This window comes from Methylomonas aurea (assembly GCF_024505045.1).
GTDB classification, from domain to species: domain Bacteria; phylum Pseudomonadota; class Gammaproteobacteria; order Methylococcales; family Methylomonadaceae; genus Methylomonas; species Methylomonas aurea.
Window position 1 is genome coordinate 23,607 of the sequence record NZ_JANIBM010000022.1, and the last position, 18,670, is coordinate 42,276.

18 protein-coding genes are annotated in these 18,670 nt (G+C 58.1%); 5 read left to right on the plus strand and 13 right to left on the minus strand.

What is annotated here, in order from left to right:
- From purF to smpB, 12 genes are all read right to left on the minus strand, one after another.
- A complete protein-coding gene (gene purF, locus NP603_RS14750; protein WP_256611683.1) occupies positions 1–1,509 on the minus strand; it encodes an amidophosphoribosyltransferase in 1,509 nt (502 codons plus the stop codon).
- A gap of 12 nt (positions 1,510–1,521) precedes the next feature.
- Positions 1,522–2,040, minus strand: coding sequence for a CvpA family protein (locus tag NP603_RS14755; protein WP_256611685.1), 519 nt, complete (start codon positions 2,038–2,040; stop codon positions 1,522–1,524).
- Positions 2,041–2,082: 42 nt separating this feature from the next.
- Positions 2,083–2,904, minus strand: a complete 822-nt coding sequence (locus NP603_RS14760; RefSeq protein ID WP_256611686.1) for an SPOR domain-containing protein — start codon at positions 2,902–2,904, stop codon at positions 2,083–2,085.
- A gap of 11 nt (positions 2,905–2,915) precedes the next feature.
- Complete coding sequence (gene folC, locus NP603_RS14765; RefSeq protein ID WP_256611687.1) at positions 2,916–4,181, minus strand: bifunctional tetrahydrofolate synthase/dihydrofolate synthase; 1,266 nt, start codon at positions 4,179–4,181, stop codon at positions 2,916–2,918.
- A gap of 11 nt (positions 4,182–4,192) precedes the next feature.
- Positions 4,193–5,116 carry an acetyl-CoA carboxylase, carboxyltransferase subunit beta gene (gene accD / locus NP603_RS14770; protein ID WP_371928871.1) on the minus strand — a complete coding sequence of 308 codons (924 nt, stop codon included), beginning with the start codon at positions 5,114–5,116 and terminating at the stop codon, positions 4,193–4,195.
- Positions 5,117–5,140: 24 nt separating this feature from the next.
- A complete protein-coding gene (gene trpA, locus NP603_RS14775) occupies positions 5,141–5,944 on the minus strand; it encodes a tryptophan synthase subunit alpha (protein ID WP_256611688.1) in 804 nt (267 codons plus the stop codon).
- Complete coding sequence (gene trpB / locus NP603_RS14780) at positions 5,941–7,161, minus strand: tryptophan synthase subunit beta (protein WP_305891445.1); 1,221 nt, start codon at positions 7,159–7,161, stop codon at positions 5,941–5,943. The genes trpA and trpB overlap by 4 nt, the downstream gene beginning before the upstream one ends.
- Before the next feature lie 5 nt (positions 7,162–7,166).
- Complete coding sequence (locus NP603_RS14785; RefSeq protein ID WP_256611689.1) at positions 7,167–7,787, minus strand: phosphoribosylanthranilate isomerase; 621 nt, start codon at positions 7,785–7,787, stop codon at positions 7,167–7,169.
- Between the two features lie 114 nt (positions 7,788–7,901).
- Entirely contained in the window at positions 7,902–8,690 is a 789-nt protein-coding gene (locus tag NP603_RS14790) for a DUF2231 domain-containing protein (protein WP_256611690.1), read from the minus strand.
- Positions 8,691–8,723: 33 nt separating this feature from the next.
- Entirely contained in the window at positions 8,724–9,752 is a 1,029-nt protein-coding gene (locus NP603_RS14795) for an FAD:protein FMN transferase (protein ID WP_256611692.1), read from the minus strand.
- Between the two features lie 21 nt (positions 9,753–9,773).
- Positions 9,774–10,340 (minus strand): hydrolase, encoded by a 567-nt coding sequence (locus NP603_RS14800; RefSeq protein ID WP_256611693.1) that lies wholly within the window; start codon positions 10,338–10,340, stop codon positions 9,774–9,776.
- A gap of 3 nt (positions 10,341–10,343) precedes the next feature.
- The gene (gene smpB, locus NP603_RS14805; RefSeq protein ID WP_140911190.1) at positions 10,344–10,829 is read right to left on the minus strand and encodes an SsrA-binding protein SmpB; all 486 of its coding nucleotides are present in this window, start codon (positions 10,827–10,829) and stop codon (positions 10,344–10,346) included.
- A gap of 98 nt (positions 10,830–10,927) precedes the next feature.
- Between smpB and NP603_RS14810 the strand changes: the two genes are divergently transcribed.
- The 3 genes from NP603_RS14810 to NP603_RS14820 are packed head-to-tail and all read left to right on the plus strand — an operon-like array spanning position 10,928 to position 12,995.
- Positions 10,928–12,286 carry a sodium-dependent transporter gene (locus NP603_RS14810; RefSeq protein ID WP_256611694.1) on the plus strand — a complete coding sequence of 453 codons (1,359 nt, stop codon included), beginning with the start codon at positions 10,928–10,930 and terminating at the stop codon, positions 12,284–12,286.
- A complete protein-coding gene (locus NP603_RS14815; protein ID WP_256611695.1) occupies positions 12,287–12,724 on the plus strand; it encodes a type II toxin-antitoxin system RatA family toxin in 438 nt (145 codons plus the stop codon).
- Positions 12,714–12,995 (plus strand): RnfH family protein, encoded by a 282-nt coding sequence (locus NP603_RS14820; RefSeq protein WP_256611697.1) that lies wholly within the window; start codon positions 12,714–12,716, stop codon positions 12,993–12,995. Before NP603_RS14815 ends, NP603_RS14820 begins: the two co-directional genes overlap by 11 nt.
- A gap of 307 nt (positions 12,996–13,302) precedes the next feature.
- Here NP603_RS14820 and NP603_RS14825 read toward each other — a convergent pair whose 3' ends face one another.
- A complete protein-coding gene (locus NP603_RS14825) occupies positions 13,303–13,779 on the minus strand; it encodes a GNAT family N-acetyltransferase (RefSeq protein WP_256611698.1) in 477 nt (158 codons plus the stop codon).
- 215 nt (positions 13,780–13,994) lie between these two features.
- Between NP603_RS14825 and NP603_RS14830 the strand changes: the two genes are divergently transcribed.
- Positions 13,995–17,684, plus strand: coding sequence for a PAS domain S-box protein (locus NP603_RS14830; protein ID WP_256611699.1), 3,690 nt, complete (start codon positions 13,995–13,997; stop codon positions 17,682–17,684).
- A complete protein-coding gene (locus NP603_RS14835) occupies positions 17,681–18,661 on the plus strand; it encodes a response regulator (protein ID WP_256611700.1) in 981 nt (326 codons plus the stop codon). Before NP603_RS14830 ends, NP603_RS14835 begins: the two co-directional genes overlap by 4 nt.
- The last annotated feature ends 9 nt before the right edge of the window (positions 18,662–18,670 follow it).

The window sequence follows — 18,670 nt, forward strand, 5'->3', positions numbered from 1 at the left end:
TTATTTCGCCACCTGCATTTCTATGATGAAGCTGCTGCTATTGCGGGTTTCTTGGGCATGATCGTTGCGCAGTGCCTCGATTTTGGCCAGATAGGCATCGTCGATATCGCCGGTCACGTAATCGCGACTGAAGCAGGACGTGTCGAAGTGCGCGATTTTCGGATTGCCCCGGCCGACCGCTTCGATCAAATCGTCGAGATCTTGATAAATCAATTTATCGGCTCCCAGTTCCCGGCACACCTCGTCTTCGCTACGGCCGTGGGCGATCAACTCGCGCGCGGCCGGCATATCGATCCCATAGACATTGGGGTAACGTACCGGCGGCGCGGCGGAGGCGAAGTAAACCTTTTTGGCGCCGGCGTCGCGGGCCATCTGGATAATCTGCTCCGAGGTGGTGCCGCGCACGATGGAATCGTCGACCAGCAATACGTTTTTACCGTCGAATTCCAGCGAAATCGCGTTCAGCTTTTGCTTAACCGACTTTTTGCGCAGTTTCTGGCCGGGCATGATGAAAGTGCGGCCGATGTAACGGTTCTTCATGAACCCCTCGCGAAACTTGACCCCCAGATCGTGGGCAATTTGCGAGGCGGCGGTGCGGCTGGTATCCGGAATCGGAATCACCACGTCGATGTCGTGGTCCGGCCATTCCCGCTGGATTTTTTCGGCCAGCTTTTTGCCCATCCGCATCCGCGCCTTGTAAACCGAGATGTTGTCGATGATCGAATCCGGCCGGGCAAAATAGACATATTCGAAAATACACGGGCAATGGTCGATGGTTTCGGCGCACTGGCGGGTGTGCAATTTGCCGGAAGCCTCGATGAATACCGCTTCGCCCGGCGCCAGATCGCGAATCAGGCGAAAATCCAAGACATCGAGGGCGACGCTCTCCGAAGCGATCATGTAATCGACGCCATCCTCGGTTTTGCGTTCGCCAAACACGATCGGTCTGATGCCGTGCGGATCGCGAAACCCCAACACGCCGAAGCCGGCGATCATCACCACGACCGCATAAGCGCCGCGGCAACGTTTATGCACGGCGCTTACCGCTTGAAATACGTCGTCTACCGTCAACCTCAGTTTGCCGAATTGCTGCAATTCGTGGGCGAACACGTTCAACAAGACTTCCGAATCCGAGTCGGTATTGATGTGGCGCTGGTCGTCGACGAACACCTGCCGCTTCAACTCCTCGGTATTGGTCAGATTACCGTTGTGGGCCAGGGTCAGACCGAACGGCGAATTGACGTAAAACGGCTGGGCCTCGGCGGAACTGGTGCAACCGGCGGTCGGATAACGCACGTGGGCAATACCCATATTACCCTTCAATTTCATCATCTGTTCGGGCGAAAACACGTCTCTGGCCAGACCGTTGTCCTTGCGCAAATGCAGGCGGCCACCGTCGCAGGTGACGATGCCTGCCGCGTCCTGGCCGCGGTGCTGCAACACGGTTAATGCATCGTACAAGTCTTGGTTAACACTTTGATTGGAAACAATAGCGGCAATACCACACATAACTGATCCGGATTATCGATAATGAATGTAATCCGCCAAACCGGCCGGCAACTGGCTTTTCAACCAGATCGCCAAGGCTTGAAACGGAGGAATGAGAACGGATTGTTTCCACCAGGGATCTTCCGGCAGCGGCGTGACTCCGGCCAGAATTACCAGCAGGGAAACCAGCACGGCCCCGCGGACGATACCGAACAACATACCAAGCAGGCGATCGCTGCCGCTCAGGCCGGTTTTCTCGATCAGTTGGCTCAACAGGAAACTGATCAGACTGCCTAGTATCAACGTGGCGAAAAAAAGCAAGCCGAAACTGGCGGCGATGCGCGCCGACGGGTAGCTGATCGTGGTTTGCAGCAACGCAGAAAGCTCGCGGCTGTAATGGGTCGCCACCCAAACCGCCGCAATCCACAACACCAAGGCAAAGGCTTCCTTGATGAAACCGCGAACCAGACCCATGACCGCCGACATGGAAATGACGGCGATGATGGTGTAATCAACCCACAGCAGTTTGTCCCAAGGCAGCAAATCCGGCATCGTTCAGTAATTTAGCAAAATGCCCAAACGGGTTAAAACCGGTTATTCGTCGGCGGAAACGAAGCTGTTGACGTTGATCTGCGCCAATTTGGCCTTGACGGCCTGGGCTTTGGCTTTATCGACGATCGGTCCGATCCGAACTTTGAAGACGGTGCCTTTGTCGCCGGCGACTTCTTTAACTGTTGCGGCAAAACCCTGTTGCTTCAAACTCTCCTGCAAACTGGCGGCATTCGCTTTCTGGCTGAAAGTGCCGACCTGTAAATACCAGCGGTTGGTGTCCTCGGCCGGGGCGACAGGCTTGACCGCAGGCGGCGCTACCGGCGCTTGGGTCTGTAGTTCCGGTTTCGCTTCGGCTGGTTTTGCCAGCGGCTTCAACGGTTTGGGCACCGGGGCGACACCCGGTAAAGCTTGAACCGAAACGGCGGGTTTCGCCGGTTTCGGCGCGAGCGGCAAATCCTCCGCTTCGGCTGGTTCTTCGTCCGCCGGGGCGATAGCCCGCGCCGGAGCCTTGGCAGCGGAGGCTGCGGATGGCGTTAACGGCGCCGCTTCCCTAGCGCTCAATTTGATTTGCGGCTTGGGCGCTTCGAATTCGGCCTCGGCTTCGCCTTCTTCCACGAATTTTGGAGCCGGCTTGGCCGCTGGGACCGCAGCCGGAGCGGAGGCCTCAGGCACGTCTTCCACTTTTTCCGGAAGCGGCATGATTTCCACTTCCTGCGCTTTGGCAGGCAATTCTGGAATTTTCAGTTCGCTGATATTCTTACCCGTTTCGTCGATAGGATCGTCGAATAACATCGGTACGAAAATCGCGGCCAGTGCGGTAATGACCGCCGCACCTATCAATCGCTGTTTCAATTCTTGATCCATTCCGATCACCTCTAGGAAAATTTAGCCAAATATTCGGATACCAGAAAAAACGAGCCGAACACCAAAACCAGCTCGTCCGGCCCGGCTGCGGCCAACGCCGCTTGAAACGCGGCCGAAAAATCGGCGAAACCGGTTTCGACGTTCGCCATATCCAACTGCCGAAAATAAGATTCAACCAATTCTGGCTCCGCCGCACGCGGATTATCGAGCGGCGCCAGATACCATGTTGTAACCCGCTCCCGCATCATCTCAACCACCGTAGCGATATCTTTGTCGCGCATCATCGCGAACACGGCATAAATGGTGATATCGGGAAAATAGTCGCTCAGATATTCGACCAACGTGCCAACCGCTTGCGGATTGTGGCCGACATCCAACAATATGCGCGGTTTGCCGTCGACCAGTTGAAACCGGCCCAGCAGGCTGGCCCGGAGCAACCCGGTGCGGATGGCCAGTTCACCGACCGGTAAGCGATCTTGTAACGCCGATACGGCCATCAGCACGGCGGCGGCATTTCGATACTGGTGTTCGCCTTTGAAGGCCGGGGTCGGCAAATCGCAGTAGGCTCGGTCGCCAGCACGCCATTCCCAGGTTTCGCCCAGCTTACGGTAGGAGAAGGCTTGGCCGAGTTGATAAACTTCGGCGCCAATCTGTTCGGCCACTTGCCGTAACGAAGCCGGTGCCGCGGCATCGCCGATCACAGCAGGCACCGATCGCCGAAAAATACCGGCCTTTTCCCGGCCTATCGCTTCCACGGTATTGCCCAACCAATCGACATGGTCCAGCGCGATCGTGGTTACCACTGCAACATCAGGGTCGACAATGTTCACCGCATCTAGCCTGCCGCCCAAACCCACTTCCAATAGCTGCACATCCAGACCGGCTTCGGCGAATAAACACAGCGCCGCCAACGTGCCGAACTCGAAATAACTGAGGCTGGTGTCGCCGCGAACCGCGTCGATTTGGGAAAACACCCGGCAAATGTCGACATCATCCACGGCCCGACCGTCGATTCGAATTCTTTCGTTATAGCGCAAGATGTGCGGCGAGGTATAAGCGCCGACTTTATAGCCCTGGGCCCGATACACCGCCTCCAAGACGGCCACACACGAACCCTTGCCGTTGGTGCCACCCACCGTGACGGTCAAAGGTTTTGTCTGTGTCGGATTCAGCTTTTGATAAACCCCGGCCACCCTGGCCAAACCCAAATCTATCGAACGTGGATGTAATTGTTCCTGCCAAGCCAACCAGGCTTGCAGCGAATCGAAACGCGCCATTTCGACCGCTGTTAGTCCTGAATCGGCAAGGTTTCGCTGATTGGACTTTGGGCCGTATCTCCGCTTTCGCCCGAGGCAGCAACGCCGCCGCGCAAAATCGCCAATATGCCGGCTATTTTATCGCGCATCTCGCGGCGATCAATGATCATGTCGATGGCACCATGTTCCTGCAGGAACTCGCTGCGTTGAAAACCCTCCGGTAATTTTTCCCGCACCGTCTGTTCTATTACGCGCGGCCCGGCGAATCCGATCAAAGCATCCGGCTCGGCGACATTGATGTCGCCCAGCATCGCCAAGCTGGCGGAAACACCGCCCATGGTCGGGTCGGTCATGAAGGAAATGTACGGTATCCCGGCTTCCGCCAGTTTGGTCAACGCCGCGCTGGTTTTGGTCATCTGAAACAACGAAAACAAAGACTCCTGCATCCTGGCGCCGCCGCTGGCGGTGAAGACAATAAACGGCGCGCCGCTACGCAGGCTTTCGTTGACGCCGCGGACGAAACGCTCGCCCACCACAGACCCCATCGAACCGCCCATGAATCCGAAATCGAAGGCCGCCGCCACAATGGGATAACCTTGCAAAGTGCCCTTCATCACCACTAGGGCATCGTTTTCGTTACTTTGTTTCTGCGCCTGACTGATGCGGTCTTTGTAGCGTTTGCTGTCTTTGAATTTGAGCGGATCGGCCGGTTTCAGGCCGGCGCCGATTTCCTGGCGATTGTCTTCGTCCAGAAACATGTTCAGCCGCTTGCGTGCGGAAATCCGCAAATGATGTTCGCACTTGGGGCATACGCTGAAGTTTTTCTCCAACTCGGCATTAAACAGTATCGCGTCGCAGCGTGGACATTTGTTCCACAAACCTTCCGGCACCGTGGTGCGCTTTTGCGACGATTCGGTTCTTATTGCAGAGGGAACCAGTTTCTCAAACCAACTCATTCGGGGTGTTCTCCGCTAGGTAGCTCAGTGGTCCATCGCTTGGCGCATGGATTTTAATAATTCGATAATTTCGCGTTTGGCCTGCTCGGGGTCGTCGAGATTGGCTTCAACCTTGCTGATCAGCGCGCTGCCGACCACGACGCCGTCGGCGATAGCTGCGATCGTCCGCGCTGTCTCGGCATCCTTGACGCCAAAGCCGACGCCGACCGGCAAATCGGTGTTGGACTTGATCATTTGCAATTTGTCTTGGACGTCGGCAGTGTCCAAATGACCGGCACCGGTGACGCCTTTCAACGAGACATAGTAAAGATAACCGCTGCCGACCTCGTGCATTTTACGAATCCTATCCGGCGTGGTGTTCGGCGCCAACAGAAAGATCTGGTCGATGCCGCGCTCGCGCAGCAATTTGACGCAGTCCTCCGATTCTTCCGGTGGCAAATCGACTGTCAACACGCCGTCGACGTCGGCGCGCTGCACCGCGTTGGCAAAACCTTCGTAACCCATGATCTCGATCGGATTCAAATAGCCCATCAACACCAGCGGCGTAGTCTGGTCGGTCTTGCGAAATTCCATTGCCATCGTCAGCACTTTGCGCAAGCCGACATGATGAGCCAGGGCGCGCTCGCTGGCGCGCTGAATCACCGGGCCGTCGGCCATCGGATCGGAAAACGGCACACCCAGCTCGATAACGTCGGCGCCGGCCTTGACCATTTCGTGCAACATCGGCACGGTGAACTCCGGGTAGGGATCGCCGGCGGTAATGAACGGAATCAAAGCCTTGCGCCCGGATGCTTTCAATTCGGCGAATTTAGCGGCTAAACGGCTCATAGACTGATTCCCTCGCGTTGCATGATGGTGTGCATGTCCTTGTCGCCGCGGCCTGACAGGTTGACGACAATAACTTGGTCTTTGCGCATCGTCGGCGCCAACTTCATCGTATAGGCCATGGCATGGCTGGATTCCAGCGCCGGAATGATGCCTTCCATCTTGGTCAGCGCGTGGAAACCCTGCAAGGCCTCTTCGTCGGTAATGTTGGGATATTCGGCCCGGCCTATGTCTTTCAGCCAAGCATGTTCCGGTCCGACGCCGGGATAATCCAGGCCGGCGGAAATCGAATGGGTTTCGATGATCTCGCCGTCGTCGTCCGCCATCAGATAGGTGCGGTTGCCGTGCAGTACTCCGGGGCGGCCCGCGGATAATGGCGCGGAATGACGACCGGTAGCGATGCCGTCGCCGGCCGCTTCGACGCCGTACATTTTGACGCCGAGGTCGTCGATGAACGGATAGAACAAGCCGATCGCGTTAGAACCGCCACCGACGCACGCGACCAGAGCATCGGGCAACTTACCGGCCTGCTCCAGGCATTGCCGACGCGCCTCGCGGCCGATCACGGCCTGGAAATCGCGCACCATCGCCGGATAAGGATGCGGGCCGGCCACGGTGCCGATGATGTAAAAAGTGTTATCGATGTTGGTGACCCAATCGCGTAACGCTTCGTTCAACGCATCTTTAAGCGTCTTCGACCCGGACTCGACCGGCACTACGGTAGCGCCCAGCAGCTTCATCCGGTACACGTTCAGCGCTTGGCGGGCCACGTCTACCGCGCCCATGTAGACCACGCATTCCAATCCCAGGCGCGCCGCGACGGTCGCTGTGGCCACCCCGTGCTGGCCGGCGCCGGTTTCGGCGATGATGCGGGTCTTACCCATGCGTTTGGCTAGCAAGGCCTGGCCGACGGTATTGTTCACTTTATGGGCGCCGGTGTGATTCAGGTCTTCGCGCTTCAGATAAATTTGCGCACCGCCCAAATGCTGGCTCCAGCGTTGAGCGTGATACAACGGTGACGGCCGGCCGACATAATCGCGCAGATCGGCGTCCAGTTCGGCGATAAAATCCGGGTCTTTAATATAACGCTGGTAGGCTAGATTGAGTTCGGTAATCGCCGGCATCAGCGTCTCTGCCACAAAGATGCCGCCATAAGGACCAAAATGCCCTCTGGCGTCCGGCATGTCGTACTTGTCACCCAAAGGGTATGTGTCAGTCATAATTCTCAAGTCGCTCGATTAGTTTTTCTTATGAATTCGGCCATTTTCGCCGCATCCTTGACGCCCTTCCCGGCTTCGACACCGCTGCTGACATCCAACGCATACGGCTGTACCGCAATCACCGCCGCGGCAGCGTTCTCCGGCGTCAAACCGCCGGCCAATATCAAGGGCAGCGATCGCCTTTGCGGAATCAAATCCCAATCGAAACCGCTACCGCTACCGCCCGGCAAGCCCGGATGGTAGGCATCCAGCAACAGCCCGGAGGCATCGGCATATCGACTCTCCAACTGCGCTACGTCAATGCCCGGCCGCATCCGAACGGCCTTGATATACGATTTGCGATAGATCCGGCAGGCTTCCGCCGGCTCTTCGCCGTGAAATTGCAGGCAATCTACCCGTACTCTATCCAGTACTTGCCGAATCATGTCCGGTTCGGCATCGACGAACAAGGCTACCACGCTGACGAACGCCGGCAAGGCTTCGCTGATCGCCGCCGCTTGCTCTATCTCGACATGACGCGGACTGGGCGGGTAAAACACCAACCCTATCGCATCGGCACCCAGCCGACCGGCCTGCACGGCATCGTCGACATTGGTAAAGCCGCATATTTTAACGCGGGTACGCATAGCCAAGCTCATAAAAAACGGCCGCGTAGCATACCACAGCTGTTCGGGAAATCATGCCCGCGCCAGATAAAAAAGGCCGGACGAACCAGCCTTTGCCGCGCCGGGAGCGGCGCATCAGTGACCATGTTTGTGGTTATGCTCATGCTGGTGCAGGTGGTTCGCCGGCGCAGGCTCGGCCTGCGGATGAGGCGCGTCATCCTGATGAATCGCACTACCCAATCCCAGCTCCTGTTTTACGACCGGCTCTTCATGGTCGACCGGTTGGTCGAAATCGGGAGCGCCATGTTCGTGTTCCAGCGCCGCAGCCCGGTTCGCGTCGGCTGCCGCCTCGACCGCCACACCGTATTTGTAGACCATCAAGCCGCCCAAATCGGCCGTGAACGCCAACAAACCGGCGAGCAAACCCGCCAGCAGTAAATAGAACGCGTTGGCCGGACCGACCGGATGGGTTTTGCCAATTCCGCGCCATACCGCCAAAAACGCGGCAAGACCGAATACGGCTACCCCCAGATGCTCGTGGTTTTCCATGATTTCGTGAACGTCGCCGCCGTGGGCTACCGTATCCGCCGCAATAAAACCGAAGGTCGCGGTAATTCCGGCAAAACCGACGCCAAGGTATAACAACCAACCTGCTACTCGACGCCACTCCGCGCGCGCCGCCAAGCTACCGGCCAAATCGACCGCAAAAAACAGACTCAACAGCGCGATCGGAAAATGCACGAACAGCGGGTGCAAATTCTGCAACGCCGAAATTCCCGGCAGTAAACCTTCAAAGGTTTCGCCAGGCGATTGCCGCAGCGCGGTTTCGAGAAACGACAGCAGGGCCTCGACCCCGCCGGCCACGCCGCCGCTGTCGGCGCCGCCATGTATCGAAAATCGGATTTGGCTACCTAATTCCAACATGAATCCCCCCGTTCTCGGCGCACCGGCCTTGGCTCAATTGATCGTGACTGCGGTTGAAGTCGTCAGCGCCCGGGTCTTGCTTTCGACGAATTCGCTGCCGCGCTGCTGAATGAACAAAGCCTGCAATTTCTCGTTATCCGCCAACTTCATACCCTCTTCCTGGCCCAGACAAAGCAAGGCCGTCGACCACGCGTCGGCTACCGTCGGATTTTCGTGAAAAACCGTCACCGCCACCAAATCGTGCATCACCGGCCTGCCGTTGCGCGCATCCAGAATGTGGCTGTACCGCTGGCCTTTCAGATCGAAATAGTGGCGATAAGTGCCGCTGGTCATCACCGCCATCGGCGCATCCTTCGGCAAAGTCACCGTCTTATGCATCATTCTTTCGCCGGGTAACGGCTTTTCGACGGCGATGACCCAGGCTTTGCCGTCGGGTTTATGGCCATTCGATTTCAGTTCGCCGCCGATTTCGACCAGATAATTTTCTATCCCCAAGTGTTCCATGGCTTCGGCAACTTTGCCAACACTGTAGCCCTGGGCGATGGAGGACAAATCGACGCGAAGACTTGGTAATTTCTTCAACAAATGCACGTCGTCGACGATTTCCAGTTTGGACATGCCGACGTTAGCCAACGCGGTATCGATAGCAGCCTGGTCCGGCACGTGCAATTCGTCGTTTTGAAAACCCCAAAGTTCGAATATAGGCTTGACGGTCAGATCGTAACAACCGGAACTAAGCTGGCTGACTGTTTGCGCGACGCGGACCAGGGCAACGATTTGCGCGTCCACCGTCTGGCCGACCGTCGCCGCAGACACATTGAATTGCTCGATTTCGGAGTCGGGCCGGTAGTTCGACAACATTTTGTCCAGATCCGCCAGCGTCTTGCCGACCTCGGCCTGCACTTGCTTGCCATCCACAGCCTGCTCCGACCAATAGCTGACATGGTAAGTGGTACCTTGGGCAAAGCCCTCGAATTTCTGCACCGGTACCTGCGGTTCGCCGCCACAAGCCCCCAGCAATAGCCCGCCCAGTATCGGTCCGATCCATGCCGTCCGTATCATTTATCCCCCACGATGGTGTTTTTAACGCAATAAACTGGAAATCGTTTTGAACCGTTCGTGGCTGGCGTCACGCAACCATTCGAACATTACCGACTCGTGGCAGCCCAGCGTTACACCCTGTTGCTGCATGCGCTGCAAAGCAATGGCCTTGTGTTCGGCACGCCGCGAGCAGACCGCGTCGGTTACCACGTGCACCTGGTAACCAAGACAATCCAACTCCAATGCAGTTTGCAGCACGCACACATGGGTTTCTTGGCCGGCCAGCACTACCTGCTTGCGCCCCAATGTCGCCAACGTAGCGTTAAAGCCCTCCGCCGCGCAGCAGGAAAACCCGGTTTTGGCGAATACAGGTGCCGCGGCCGGCAATCGTTCCAACAAATTGGCCTGAGTCGGTCCCAGACCTTGCGGGTACTGTTCGGTCACGATGACCGGCACATCCAGCAAAGCCGCCGCTCGCAGCAGGCGTTCGCAGTACTGCGACATCTGTTGCGCTTCCACTTCCGGCATGGCCGCGCTGAGGCGGGTTTGAATATCCACCAACAGCAAGACGCTGCGACTCGCGTCGAGTAAATTGGGATGAGAAGACATGGCTCAGCCGTGTTTCATGATGCGCGCTTTGTCGCGTTGCCAATCTTTGTCCTTGGCCGCGGCACGCTTATCGTGCAGTTTTTTACCTTTAGCCAAGCCGATTTTCAGTTTGGCGCGACCTTTAATCCAGTACATGGACAGCGGGATCAGAGTGTAGCCTTTGCGTTCCACCGAACCGATCAACCTGTTCAGTTCGCGCCGGTGCAACAGCAGCTTTTTGCGCCGCACCGCGTCCGGATTGACGTGGGTAGAAGCGGATAGCAGCGGCGAAACGTGGGCGCCGCACAGCCAGGCCTCGCCGCGTTTGATTTCGACGTAGCTTTCCTTTAGCTGCACCCGGCCGTCGCGCAGACTCTTCACTTCCCAACCTTCCAACACCAAACCGGCTTCGAATTGCTCGTCTATCGTGTATTCGTGCGTGGCTTGCCGGTTTACGGCAATGGTGTTGTCGTTGGCTTTGGAGTCCTTTTTCGATTTTTTGGCGGCCATCTGAAGCTTGGATTTTTTAGACTGACTGAAAACGTGAATTTTGTTATTTTACTCACACACCCGCTAAATAACGACTTAAAAAACACAGGGCGCAACACATGAGCGATAAAACCCGATCCATTCACGGCGAATGGTCCTCCCGCTTTGCTTTTATTTTGGCCGCCACCGGATCGGCAGTGGGATTGGGTAATATCTGGAAATTCCCTTACATCACCGGCCAAAACGGCGGCGGCGCCTTCGTGATGGTGTATCTGGCCTGCGTCGCCGCGATCGGCATACCGATCATGATCGCCGAGATCATGCTCGGCCGGCGCGGTCGGCAAAGCCCGATCAACACCATGCAAAGCCTAAGCGCGGAAGCCGGGGCCGATCCGCGCTGGCATTATCTGGGTTGGCTGGGCATGATCGCCGGCTTTCTGATTCTGGCCTACTACAGCGTGATTGCCGGCTGGGCCATGGCCTATATTTTCAAGGCCTTCTTCGGCGGCTTCTTCGGCACCGACGCCGGCGAGGTCAAAGCCATATTCGACGGCCTGATGGCCAGCCCGATCCAGCAGTTGTTCTGGCATACGCTGTTCATGATAGTTACCATGCAGGTAGTGATGCGCGGCGTGCAGGGCGGTTTGGAAAAAGCGGTCCGTTTTTTGATGCCGGCCCTATTCGTGATTCTGATGATATTGGTGGCTTACGCAATGTCGTCCGGCGCGTATGAGCAAGGCATCGAATTTCTGTTCAGTCCGGATTTCAGCAAAATCGACGCCGATGCAGTATTGACCGCGATGGGCCACGCCTTCTTCACTTTAAGCCTGGGCATGGGCGCCATCATGGTTTACGGCTCCTACCTGCCCGGCCATGTCTCGATCGCCAAAACCACGTTCTTTATCGCCGGCGCCGATACCATCGTCGCGTTGCTGGCCGGCATCGCCATCTTCCCACTGGTGTTCGCCAACAACCTCGAAGCCGCGGCCGGACCGGGACTGATCTTTCAAACCCTACCGTTGGCTTTCGGCCACATGGGCGGCGGCTGGCTGTTCGGCGTGCTGTTTTTCGTTTTGCTGTTTTTTGCGGCGCTGACCTCCTCGATTTCGTTGATCGAACCTGCAGTGGCCTGGCTGGTGGAAAATAAGGAGATCGAACGCCATCGCGCCTGCGTCTGGGCCGGCAGCGCCTGTTGGGCGTTGGGCGTGGCCGTGGTGTTTTCGTTCAACATCTGGTCCGGCCATAAATGGTTCGACAAAAATCTGTTCGAATTGCTGGATTATCTGACCGCCAACCTGATGTTGCCGATCGGCGGCTTATGCATCGCCCTGTTTGCCGGCTGGACCATGCGCCAAACCGATACCGAACAGGAATTGGAATTGCCGGAGCAAGGTTTTCAGGTCTGGCAATTTTTGATCAAATACGTCGCACCGGTCTCGGTCTTTCTGGTATTCCTGCACGTACTCGGAGTGCTGTAAATGATCACGGTGGTCCAAAAAAGCGCGCTGGTGAAATTCTCCGCGCAGCAGATGTTCGATCTGGTCGACGACATCGAATCCTATCCCAAATTTCTGCCCTGGTGCTCCGGCAGCCGGGTATTGCGCCGCGAAGGCGACATCGTCGAAGGCCAGATCGACATCGCCAAAGCCGGCTTTCACAAGTCGTTCACGACCCGCAATAAAGTCGACCGCGGCGGCCGGATTCAAATCAGCCTGCTGGACGGTCCGTTCAAATCGCTGGAAGGTTTTTGGAGCTTCATGCCGCTGCGCGAGGACGCCAGCAAAATCTCGCTGGATCTCGAGTTCGAAATTTCCAGCGCCTTCGCCAGCTTAGCGTTCGGCCCGGTGTTCAATCAAATCTGCAACACCATGGTCGGTTCCTTCACCCAACGCGCCAAAGCCCTGTATGGCGGTTGATCCGATTCAAGTCGAAGTGGCCTACGCGCTACCGGAACGGCAAATTCTGATCCCGCTGACGCTGGCGGCCGGCACTACGGCAGGCCAGGCCATATCCGCGTCGAACATCGCCAGCCAAATTCCAGACATCGATCTAGCACAACAAACCATTGGTATCTTCGGTGCGGTCTGCACCGCGGATAAAGTTCTGGCCGACGGCGACCGGGTCGAAATTTACCGGCCGCTACGGAAAAATCCGATGGAGGCCAGGCGGGAACGGGTGAAAAAATAAATCGGCGCGGCAGGCAATCATTGGAAAGCGCGGATGGCGCGGCAAATCATTGTGCCGCAGCTCGCCAAACGGACTTATAACCCATAAACCATACCGAATATGCCGGCTTTCGCGTCAGCCGATGCTTTCTCGGAGACCAATCCAGCATTCCATAAATCCCAACCGCTTCCAATCCGGCATTGGGTTTAATTGCACAGCTGCTGAACGCGGCTGCAGCGAAACTCCACTGCGCTCAGCAACGACCAAACCCAGCCGCAAACACTTTTTTATTTTCGGTCTCAGTAGTAGGGCATCCGGTCGGCACTGGTTACGCCGCTCGACCGTCAGACAACAGCGCCCGCATCACGCTAACTCGGCTGCCGCGGTAGATGTCCTCGGCAATCTCTTGCCAGCCCAACCTTTCGTAAAATGCGGCGCGATCCGGCGTAAACAGGTACAAATAGCGATAACCAGCTGCCGCGGCCTGAGCCATCGTATGCAAGACCAACCGACCGCCGATTCCCTGCCGGCGAAACTCGGGAGCGACAAACACGCTAGCCAACCAGGGCGACCATTGCGGCCGACTGTCCATATCGCTGGCCACAATTGCCGCCGAACCCACCGGCCGCCCCTGATGCTCGCAAACGAAAGTGGACGGAATCAAACCTTCCTGTAAATAGGCCTGCATCCTGGCGATGCGCATGGGCAAAGTCTCGCCAGGATTCAGATACGCCCATTCGGCTTGGTGCCATGCGGCGAGGGTCGGCAGATGCTGGGGTACGGCGGATAAATCGACGATGGGCATATTGCGCGGCAATGTTGTCAGATTGCTTGCAATTATACGAAACAGGAGTCCATTGCCCCATCCTCAACGCGTAACGTGCGGCCCGCGCCGGTTTGACAAGTACCGCCGGCGCGGCATGTTAACCCTGCCTGCCCCGCCCGCTCTAATAGCGTTGCAGCGCCGCCGAGATTCGGCGTAACATCGGTCGCACTGCCATCCCAGCGAGGCTAAACCAGATGCTGCAAAAACGCTTGATCGCACTGTTGCTGTTATTGATTCTGTTGCCGACCTTCGCCACCGGCTGGATGGCGTACCGCTTTGCCATCGATACGATGCGCAGCAACCGCCTCGACGCCATTGGCCGCGTAGCGGAAAGCCGGCGCGAACAATTAGCCATGGTTTTACGCCGCGCCGATAACCGCGCCGATGCCTTTATGGCCGAAGTCCTGGCGAAATGTCTGGCCGACACCAGGCTAGACCGCGATTGCGCCAGCCGCGCCGTCAACGACTTCCTGCACGGCGAAGGCGCCGCCGGCGCTTGGCTGTTCCTTAACGATAAGACCGAGACGCTGGCGGTAGGCAATCCGCCGCTGCCGCTCGCCGACTTGGCCGAGTTCCGCCACGGCCAGATCACCGGCTTGATTCCGTCCGAAACAGAACGCCCCGGCTATTTTTACGCGATCGCCCGCGAACCGGGCCAACCCTGGCGCTTGGCGGTGTTTTACCCGATTGCGCCGATCCAGGCCGTATTCGGCTCGCATCCGGACCTTGGCCGCTCAGGCGAAAACCTGTTGGCCGACCCGCGCGGCCTATTCGTGACGCCGGCCCGTTACCGGGCAGCCCCGGACCATGCCGACCCCTCTGCCAGCCGCCCGCTACAAGCCTGTCTAGCCGGAGATAACGTCCAGGGCCTGGACAAAAATTACCGGGGACGGCCGGTAATATACGGCTATCGTCATGTCGCGGAGATCGGCGGCGGCTGCATCTTGGCCCAAATCGAGCAGGAAGAAGCCTTGTCGGCAATAGAAAGTCTGGAACACAACATGCTGCTGGTGGTGTCGGTTTTTGTGGTACTGACCGGATTTACCTCGCATGTCCTAGCCAAACGTATCGTCGGACCGATCGCCAGGCTGACCTTTACCGCTCGCCGCATCCGGGACGGCGACTTGAGTCTGCGTGCAGAGGTAACCGGGCACGATGAAATCGCCGAATTAGCCAGTTCCTTCAACCACATGACCGATGCCTTGGCCGACGCTCAGCACAATTTGGAAGCGAAAATCGCCGAGCGCACCCGGGAACTGCGCACCAGCGAAGAACGCTATATTCTGGCCGAGCGCGCGGTCAACGACGGTATCTGGGACTGGAATATCCTGACCCACGAATACTACCTTTCGCCGCGCTGGAATAAGATTCTCGGCTACGGCGACGGCGAGCTACCGAACGTGGAGTCGATTTTCTTCGAACTGATTCATCCGGACGACAAGGCCAGAGCCAGCGAGGCCTTTGCCCGCCATCTGGAACATAACGAACGCTATACCACCGAATTACGTTTGCGTCACCGCGACGGCAGTTACCGCTGGGTGCTGGACCGGGGCGAAGCCTTGCGCGACGAAAGCGGGCGACCGGTACGCATGGTCGGTTCGATCACCGATATCACCGAGCGCAAAGCGGCGGAAGCCGAATTGCTGGAATACCGCGAACATCTCGAAGAGCTGGTGGCGATGGCCACCACCGAAGTCAAAGCCATCGTCCAAACCGCGGTGAACGGCGTGGTCTCCATCGACAGCAACGGCACCATCCATATGTTCAACCCGGCCGCGGAGAAACTGTTCGGCTGGCGTAGCGAAGAGATCGTCGGCAAAAATGTATCGTTATTGATGCCGGAACCGGACGCCTCGGCCCACGACGGTTACATCCGGCGTTTTCTGGAAGGCCGGCAATCGAAAATCCTCGGCACCGAGCGCGAAGTGATCGCCCAACGCAAGGACGGCAGCCGCTTCCCGGCCAGCCTGGCGGTCGGCCACGGCATTATCTCGGAGGGCCGCCACATTTTCGTCGGCTTCATCTCGGACATCACGCTGCAAAAACAAGCGGAACAGGAGCTGCGCCAAGCCAAAGAAGCCGCTGAAGCCGCCGCCAAAGCCAAAGCCAACTTCCTGGCCAATATGAGCCACGAAATCCGCACGCCGATGAACACGGTGATCGGCTTCGCCGAGGTCGCGCTGCAGGACGCCAACCTGTCCAACGCCACCCGCAACCACATCAAAACCATCCTCAGTTCCGGTCGGCATTTGCTCAGCGTGATCAACGACATCCTCGATTTCTCCAAAATCGAGGCCGGCAAAATCGAATTGGAGTCGGTCTGCTTCAACCTGCCGGTCGCGATTCAGGAAGCGCTGCAAATCATGAGTTTGCGCGCGGCGGAAAAGGGCTTACGGATAGATTTGGCGTTGGAGGCCGGCCTGCCGAGCCATTTCGTCGGCGACCCTAACCGGCTGCGGCAGGTGATCTTGAACCTGGTCGGCAATTCGGTGAAGTTCACCGAATCCGGCTACATTTCGGTCAGTATCGGTAGGGCCGAACAGCCGGAAATGTTGCATTTCGCCATCGCGGACACCGGCATCGGCATGACGCCGGAGCAAACCGGGCGCATATTCGAATCATTTTCCCAAGCCGATGCCACCACCAGCCGCCGTTTCGGCGGCACCGGCCTGGGCACGACAATCAGCAAGCAAATCGTGGAAATGATGGGCGGGCGGATTTGGGTGGAAAGCCAGCTCGGCGTCGGTTCCGTGTTCCATTTCACGGTGCGGCTGCCGGAAGCCGTTGCCACCGACAATTGCCTGTACGAGTCGGCGGCACCGCGCAAATTGGCCTATTATTCGCCGCGCCGATTCAAGATCCTGTTGGCCGAGGACGTGGAGGCCAACGCCAAACTGGCCAGTCTGCGCCTGGAACAACAGGGCCACCAAGTGCACTGGGTCAAAAACGGCGCCGAAGCGGTCGCCGCCTACCGCGACTCCGACTTCGATTTGATTCTGATGGACTTACAAATGCCGGTGTTGGACGGCATCCAGGCTACCCGCCAGATCCGGGAACTGGAACGAGACCGCGGCCGGCGGATTCCAATTCTGGCGCTGACGGCCAGCGTCCTGAACCACGAACGGCGCGAATCGCTGGCGGCCGGCATCGACGCGATCGTCGGCAAACCGATCGACATCGACGAGTTACTCGCGCAGATGGAAAATCTGACTCCGGCGGGTTTCGGCATCGCCAACAACGGCAACGCGCCGGCTATCGCCACCGAAGTCGCCGTGGATTTCGCGCCGCTGGCCGAGGTTGCCGACTACCGAAAGGGACTGAGCAATTGGTTGGACCCGTTGATTTACGCCGACGCGCTGATCAATTTCGCCGCGCAACACGGCGTGGACGCCGACAAGATCCAGCATCACCTGGCCGGCGGCGACAGCGAAGCCGCCCGGCGCGGCGCACACGCACTGAAAGGCGTGGCCGGCAATCTGGCATTGACCGAGATCGCCGCGTTGGCCGCCGCCATCGACGCCGAACTGAAGAACGGCACCCCCGAACTGGCCGCCGCGCAAATCGAACGCCTGCGCGGCGCACTTGACCAAGCCGCGGCCGCGATCCGCCAATTGGAGTTGCCGGAAAAACCGGCGGTGGCCGGCGTCGAAGCCTTCGATGCCGAGCGCATCGGCGAGCTGCTGCAGCAACTGCTTCGCAACCTGGACACCTTGAATCCGGAAAAAGTCGAACCGGTGCTGCAGGAGTTGGCGCCTTATCTGGCAGAAACCGAATTGAAAGCCATCCGCTTCGAACTGGACAGTTTCGATTTCGACGGCGCCAAGGCCGAAGCCAGACGGTTGCAGGCTAAACTTACCGATGCCGCGGAAGGAGAGCACCCATGAAAGACAGTTACAAACTGCTGTTGGTCGACGACGAACCGAACAATCTGAAGGTGTTGCAGCAAATTCTGAAAGACCGCTACGAACTGATTTTTGCGATCAACGGCGAAAAAGCCCTGGCCGCTGCCCGCGACCACCGCCCGGATCTGATTCTGCTCGACATCATGATGCCTGATATGGACGGTTACCAGGTCTGCACCCGTTTGAAAGCGGAGGCCGGCACGGCGAAGATTCCGGTCATTTTCGTCACGGCGATGGGCGAAACCGAAAACGAAGCCTACGGCTTCGACGTCGGCGCGGTCGACTACATTCAAAAGCCGGTGTCCGGACCGATCGTGCTGCGCCGGGTGCAAACCCACCTATCGCTGGTCAGGGTCGAGGAATTGGACGATCTGGCTCGCGCCGCGATCGAAATGCTCGGCGCCGCCGGCCATTACAACGACCCCTATACCGGCGACCACATCTGGCGGATGGCGGCCTATTCGGCCGCGCTGGCCCGCGCCGCCGGTTGGAGTCCGTCGCAAGTGGAAATGGTCAAACTGGCCGCGCCGACCCACGACACCGGCAAAATCGGCATTCCGCATGCGATATTGAAAGCGCAAACCGGCCTGGCCGGCCGCGATTGGGAAATCATGAAAACGCATTCGCAAATCGGCTACGACATTCTGAGCAAGACCGACAATCCGGTCTTCAAGATGGCCGCGGAAATTGCGCTTTACCACCACGAACGTTGGGACGGCGGCGGCTATCCGGCCGGATTGGCCGGCGCAGCCATCCCCGAATCGGCGCGCATCGTCGCGATTGCCGACGTGTTCGATGCGTTGAGCAGCAAACGGCCTTACAAAGAACCGTGGCCGTTGCAAACCGTGTTGGATACGATGCGCAGCGGTGCCGGCACCCATTTCGATCCGCGCTTGCTGGAGCTATTCCTGGGCATCATGCCGGAAATATTGGCGTTGCAGGCGCAGTTCGCACCCTGAACCGGCAAC

Bases quoted from the DNA above. Each gene is read 5' to 3' on its own strand.
- purF (WP_256611683.1), bottom strand. From the start codon at position 1,509: ATGTGTGGTATTGCCGCTATTGTTTCCAATCAAAGTGTTAACCAAGAC.
- NP603_RS14755 (WP_256611685.1), bottom strand. From the start codon at position 2,040: ATGCCGGATTTGCTGCCTTGGGACAAACTGCTGTGGGTTGATTACACC.
- NP603_RS14760 (WP_256611686.1), bottom strand. From the start codon at position 2,904: ATGGATCAAGAATTGAAACAGCGATTGATAGGTGCGGCGGTCATTACC.
- folC (WP_256611687.1), bottom strand. From the start codon at position 4,181: ATGGCGCGTTTCGATTCGCTGCAAGCCTGGTTGGCTTGGCAGGAACAA.
- accD (WP_371928871.1), bottom strand. From the start codon at position 5,116: ATGAGTTGGTTTGAGAAACTGGTTCCCTCTGCAATAAGAACCGAATCG.
- trpA (WP_256611688.1), bottom strand. From the start codon at position 5,944: ATGAGCCGTTTAGCCGCTAAATTCGCCGAATTGAAAGCATCCGGGCGC.
- trpB (WP_305891445.1), bottom strand. From the start codon at position 7,161: ATGACTGACACATACCCTTTGGGTGACAAGTACGACATGCCGGACGCC.
- NP603_RS14785 (WP_256611689.1), bottom strand. From the start codon at position 7,787: ATGCGTACCCGCGTTAAAATATGCGGCTTTACCAATGTCGACGATGCC.
- NP603_RS14790 (WP_256611690.1), bottom strand. From the start codon at position 8,690: ATGTTGGAATTAGGTAGCCAAATCCGATTTTCGATACATGGCGGCGCC.
- NP603_RS14795 (WP_256611692.1), bottom strand. From the start codon at position 9,752: ATGATACGGACGGCATGGATCGGACCGATACTGGGCGGGCTATTGCTG.
- NP603_RS14800 (WP_256611693.1), bottom strand. From the start codon at position 10,340: ATGTCTTCTCATCCCAATTTACTCGACGCGAGTCGCAGCGTCTTGCTG.
- smpB (WP_140911190.1), bottom strand. From the start codon at position 10,829: ATGGCCGCCAAAAAATCGAAAAAGGACTCCAAAGCCAACGACAACACC.
- NP603_RS14810 (WP_256611694.1), top strand. From the start codon at position 10,928: ATGAGCGATAAAACCCGATCCATTCACGGCGAATGGTCCTCCCGCTTT.
- NP603_RS14815 (WP_256611695.1), top strand. From the start codon at position 12,287: ATGATCACGGTGGTCCAAAAAAGCGCGCTGGTGAAATTCTCCGCGCAG.
- NP603_RS14820 (WP_256611697.1), top strand. From the start codon at position 12,714: ATGGCGGTTGATCCGATTCAAGTCGAAGTGGCCTACGCGCTACCGGAA.
- NP603_RS14825 (WP_256611698.1), bottom strand. From the start codon at position 13,779: ATGCCCATCGTCGATTTATCCGCCGTACCCCAGCATCTGCCGACCCTC.
- NP603_RS14830 (WP_256611699.1), top strand. From the start codon at position 13,995: ATGCTGCAAAAACGCTTGATCGCACTGTTGCTGTTATTGATTCTGTTG.
- NP603_RS14835 (WP_256611700.1), top strand. From the start codon at position 17,681: ATGAAAGACAGTTACAAACTGCTGTTGGTCGACGACGAACCGAACAAT.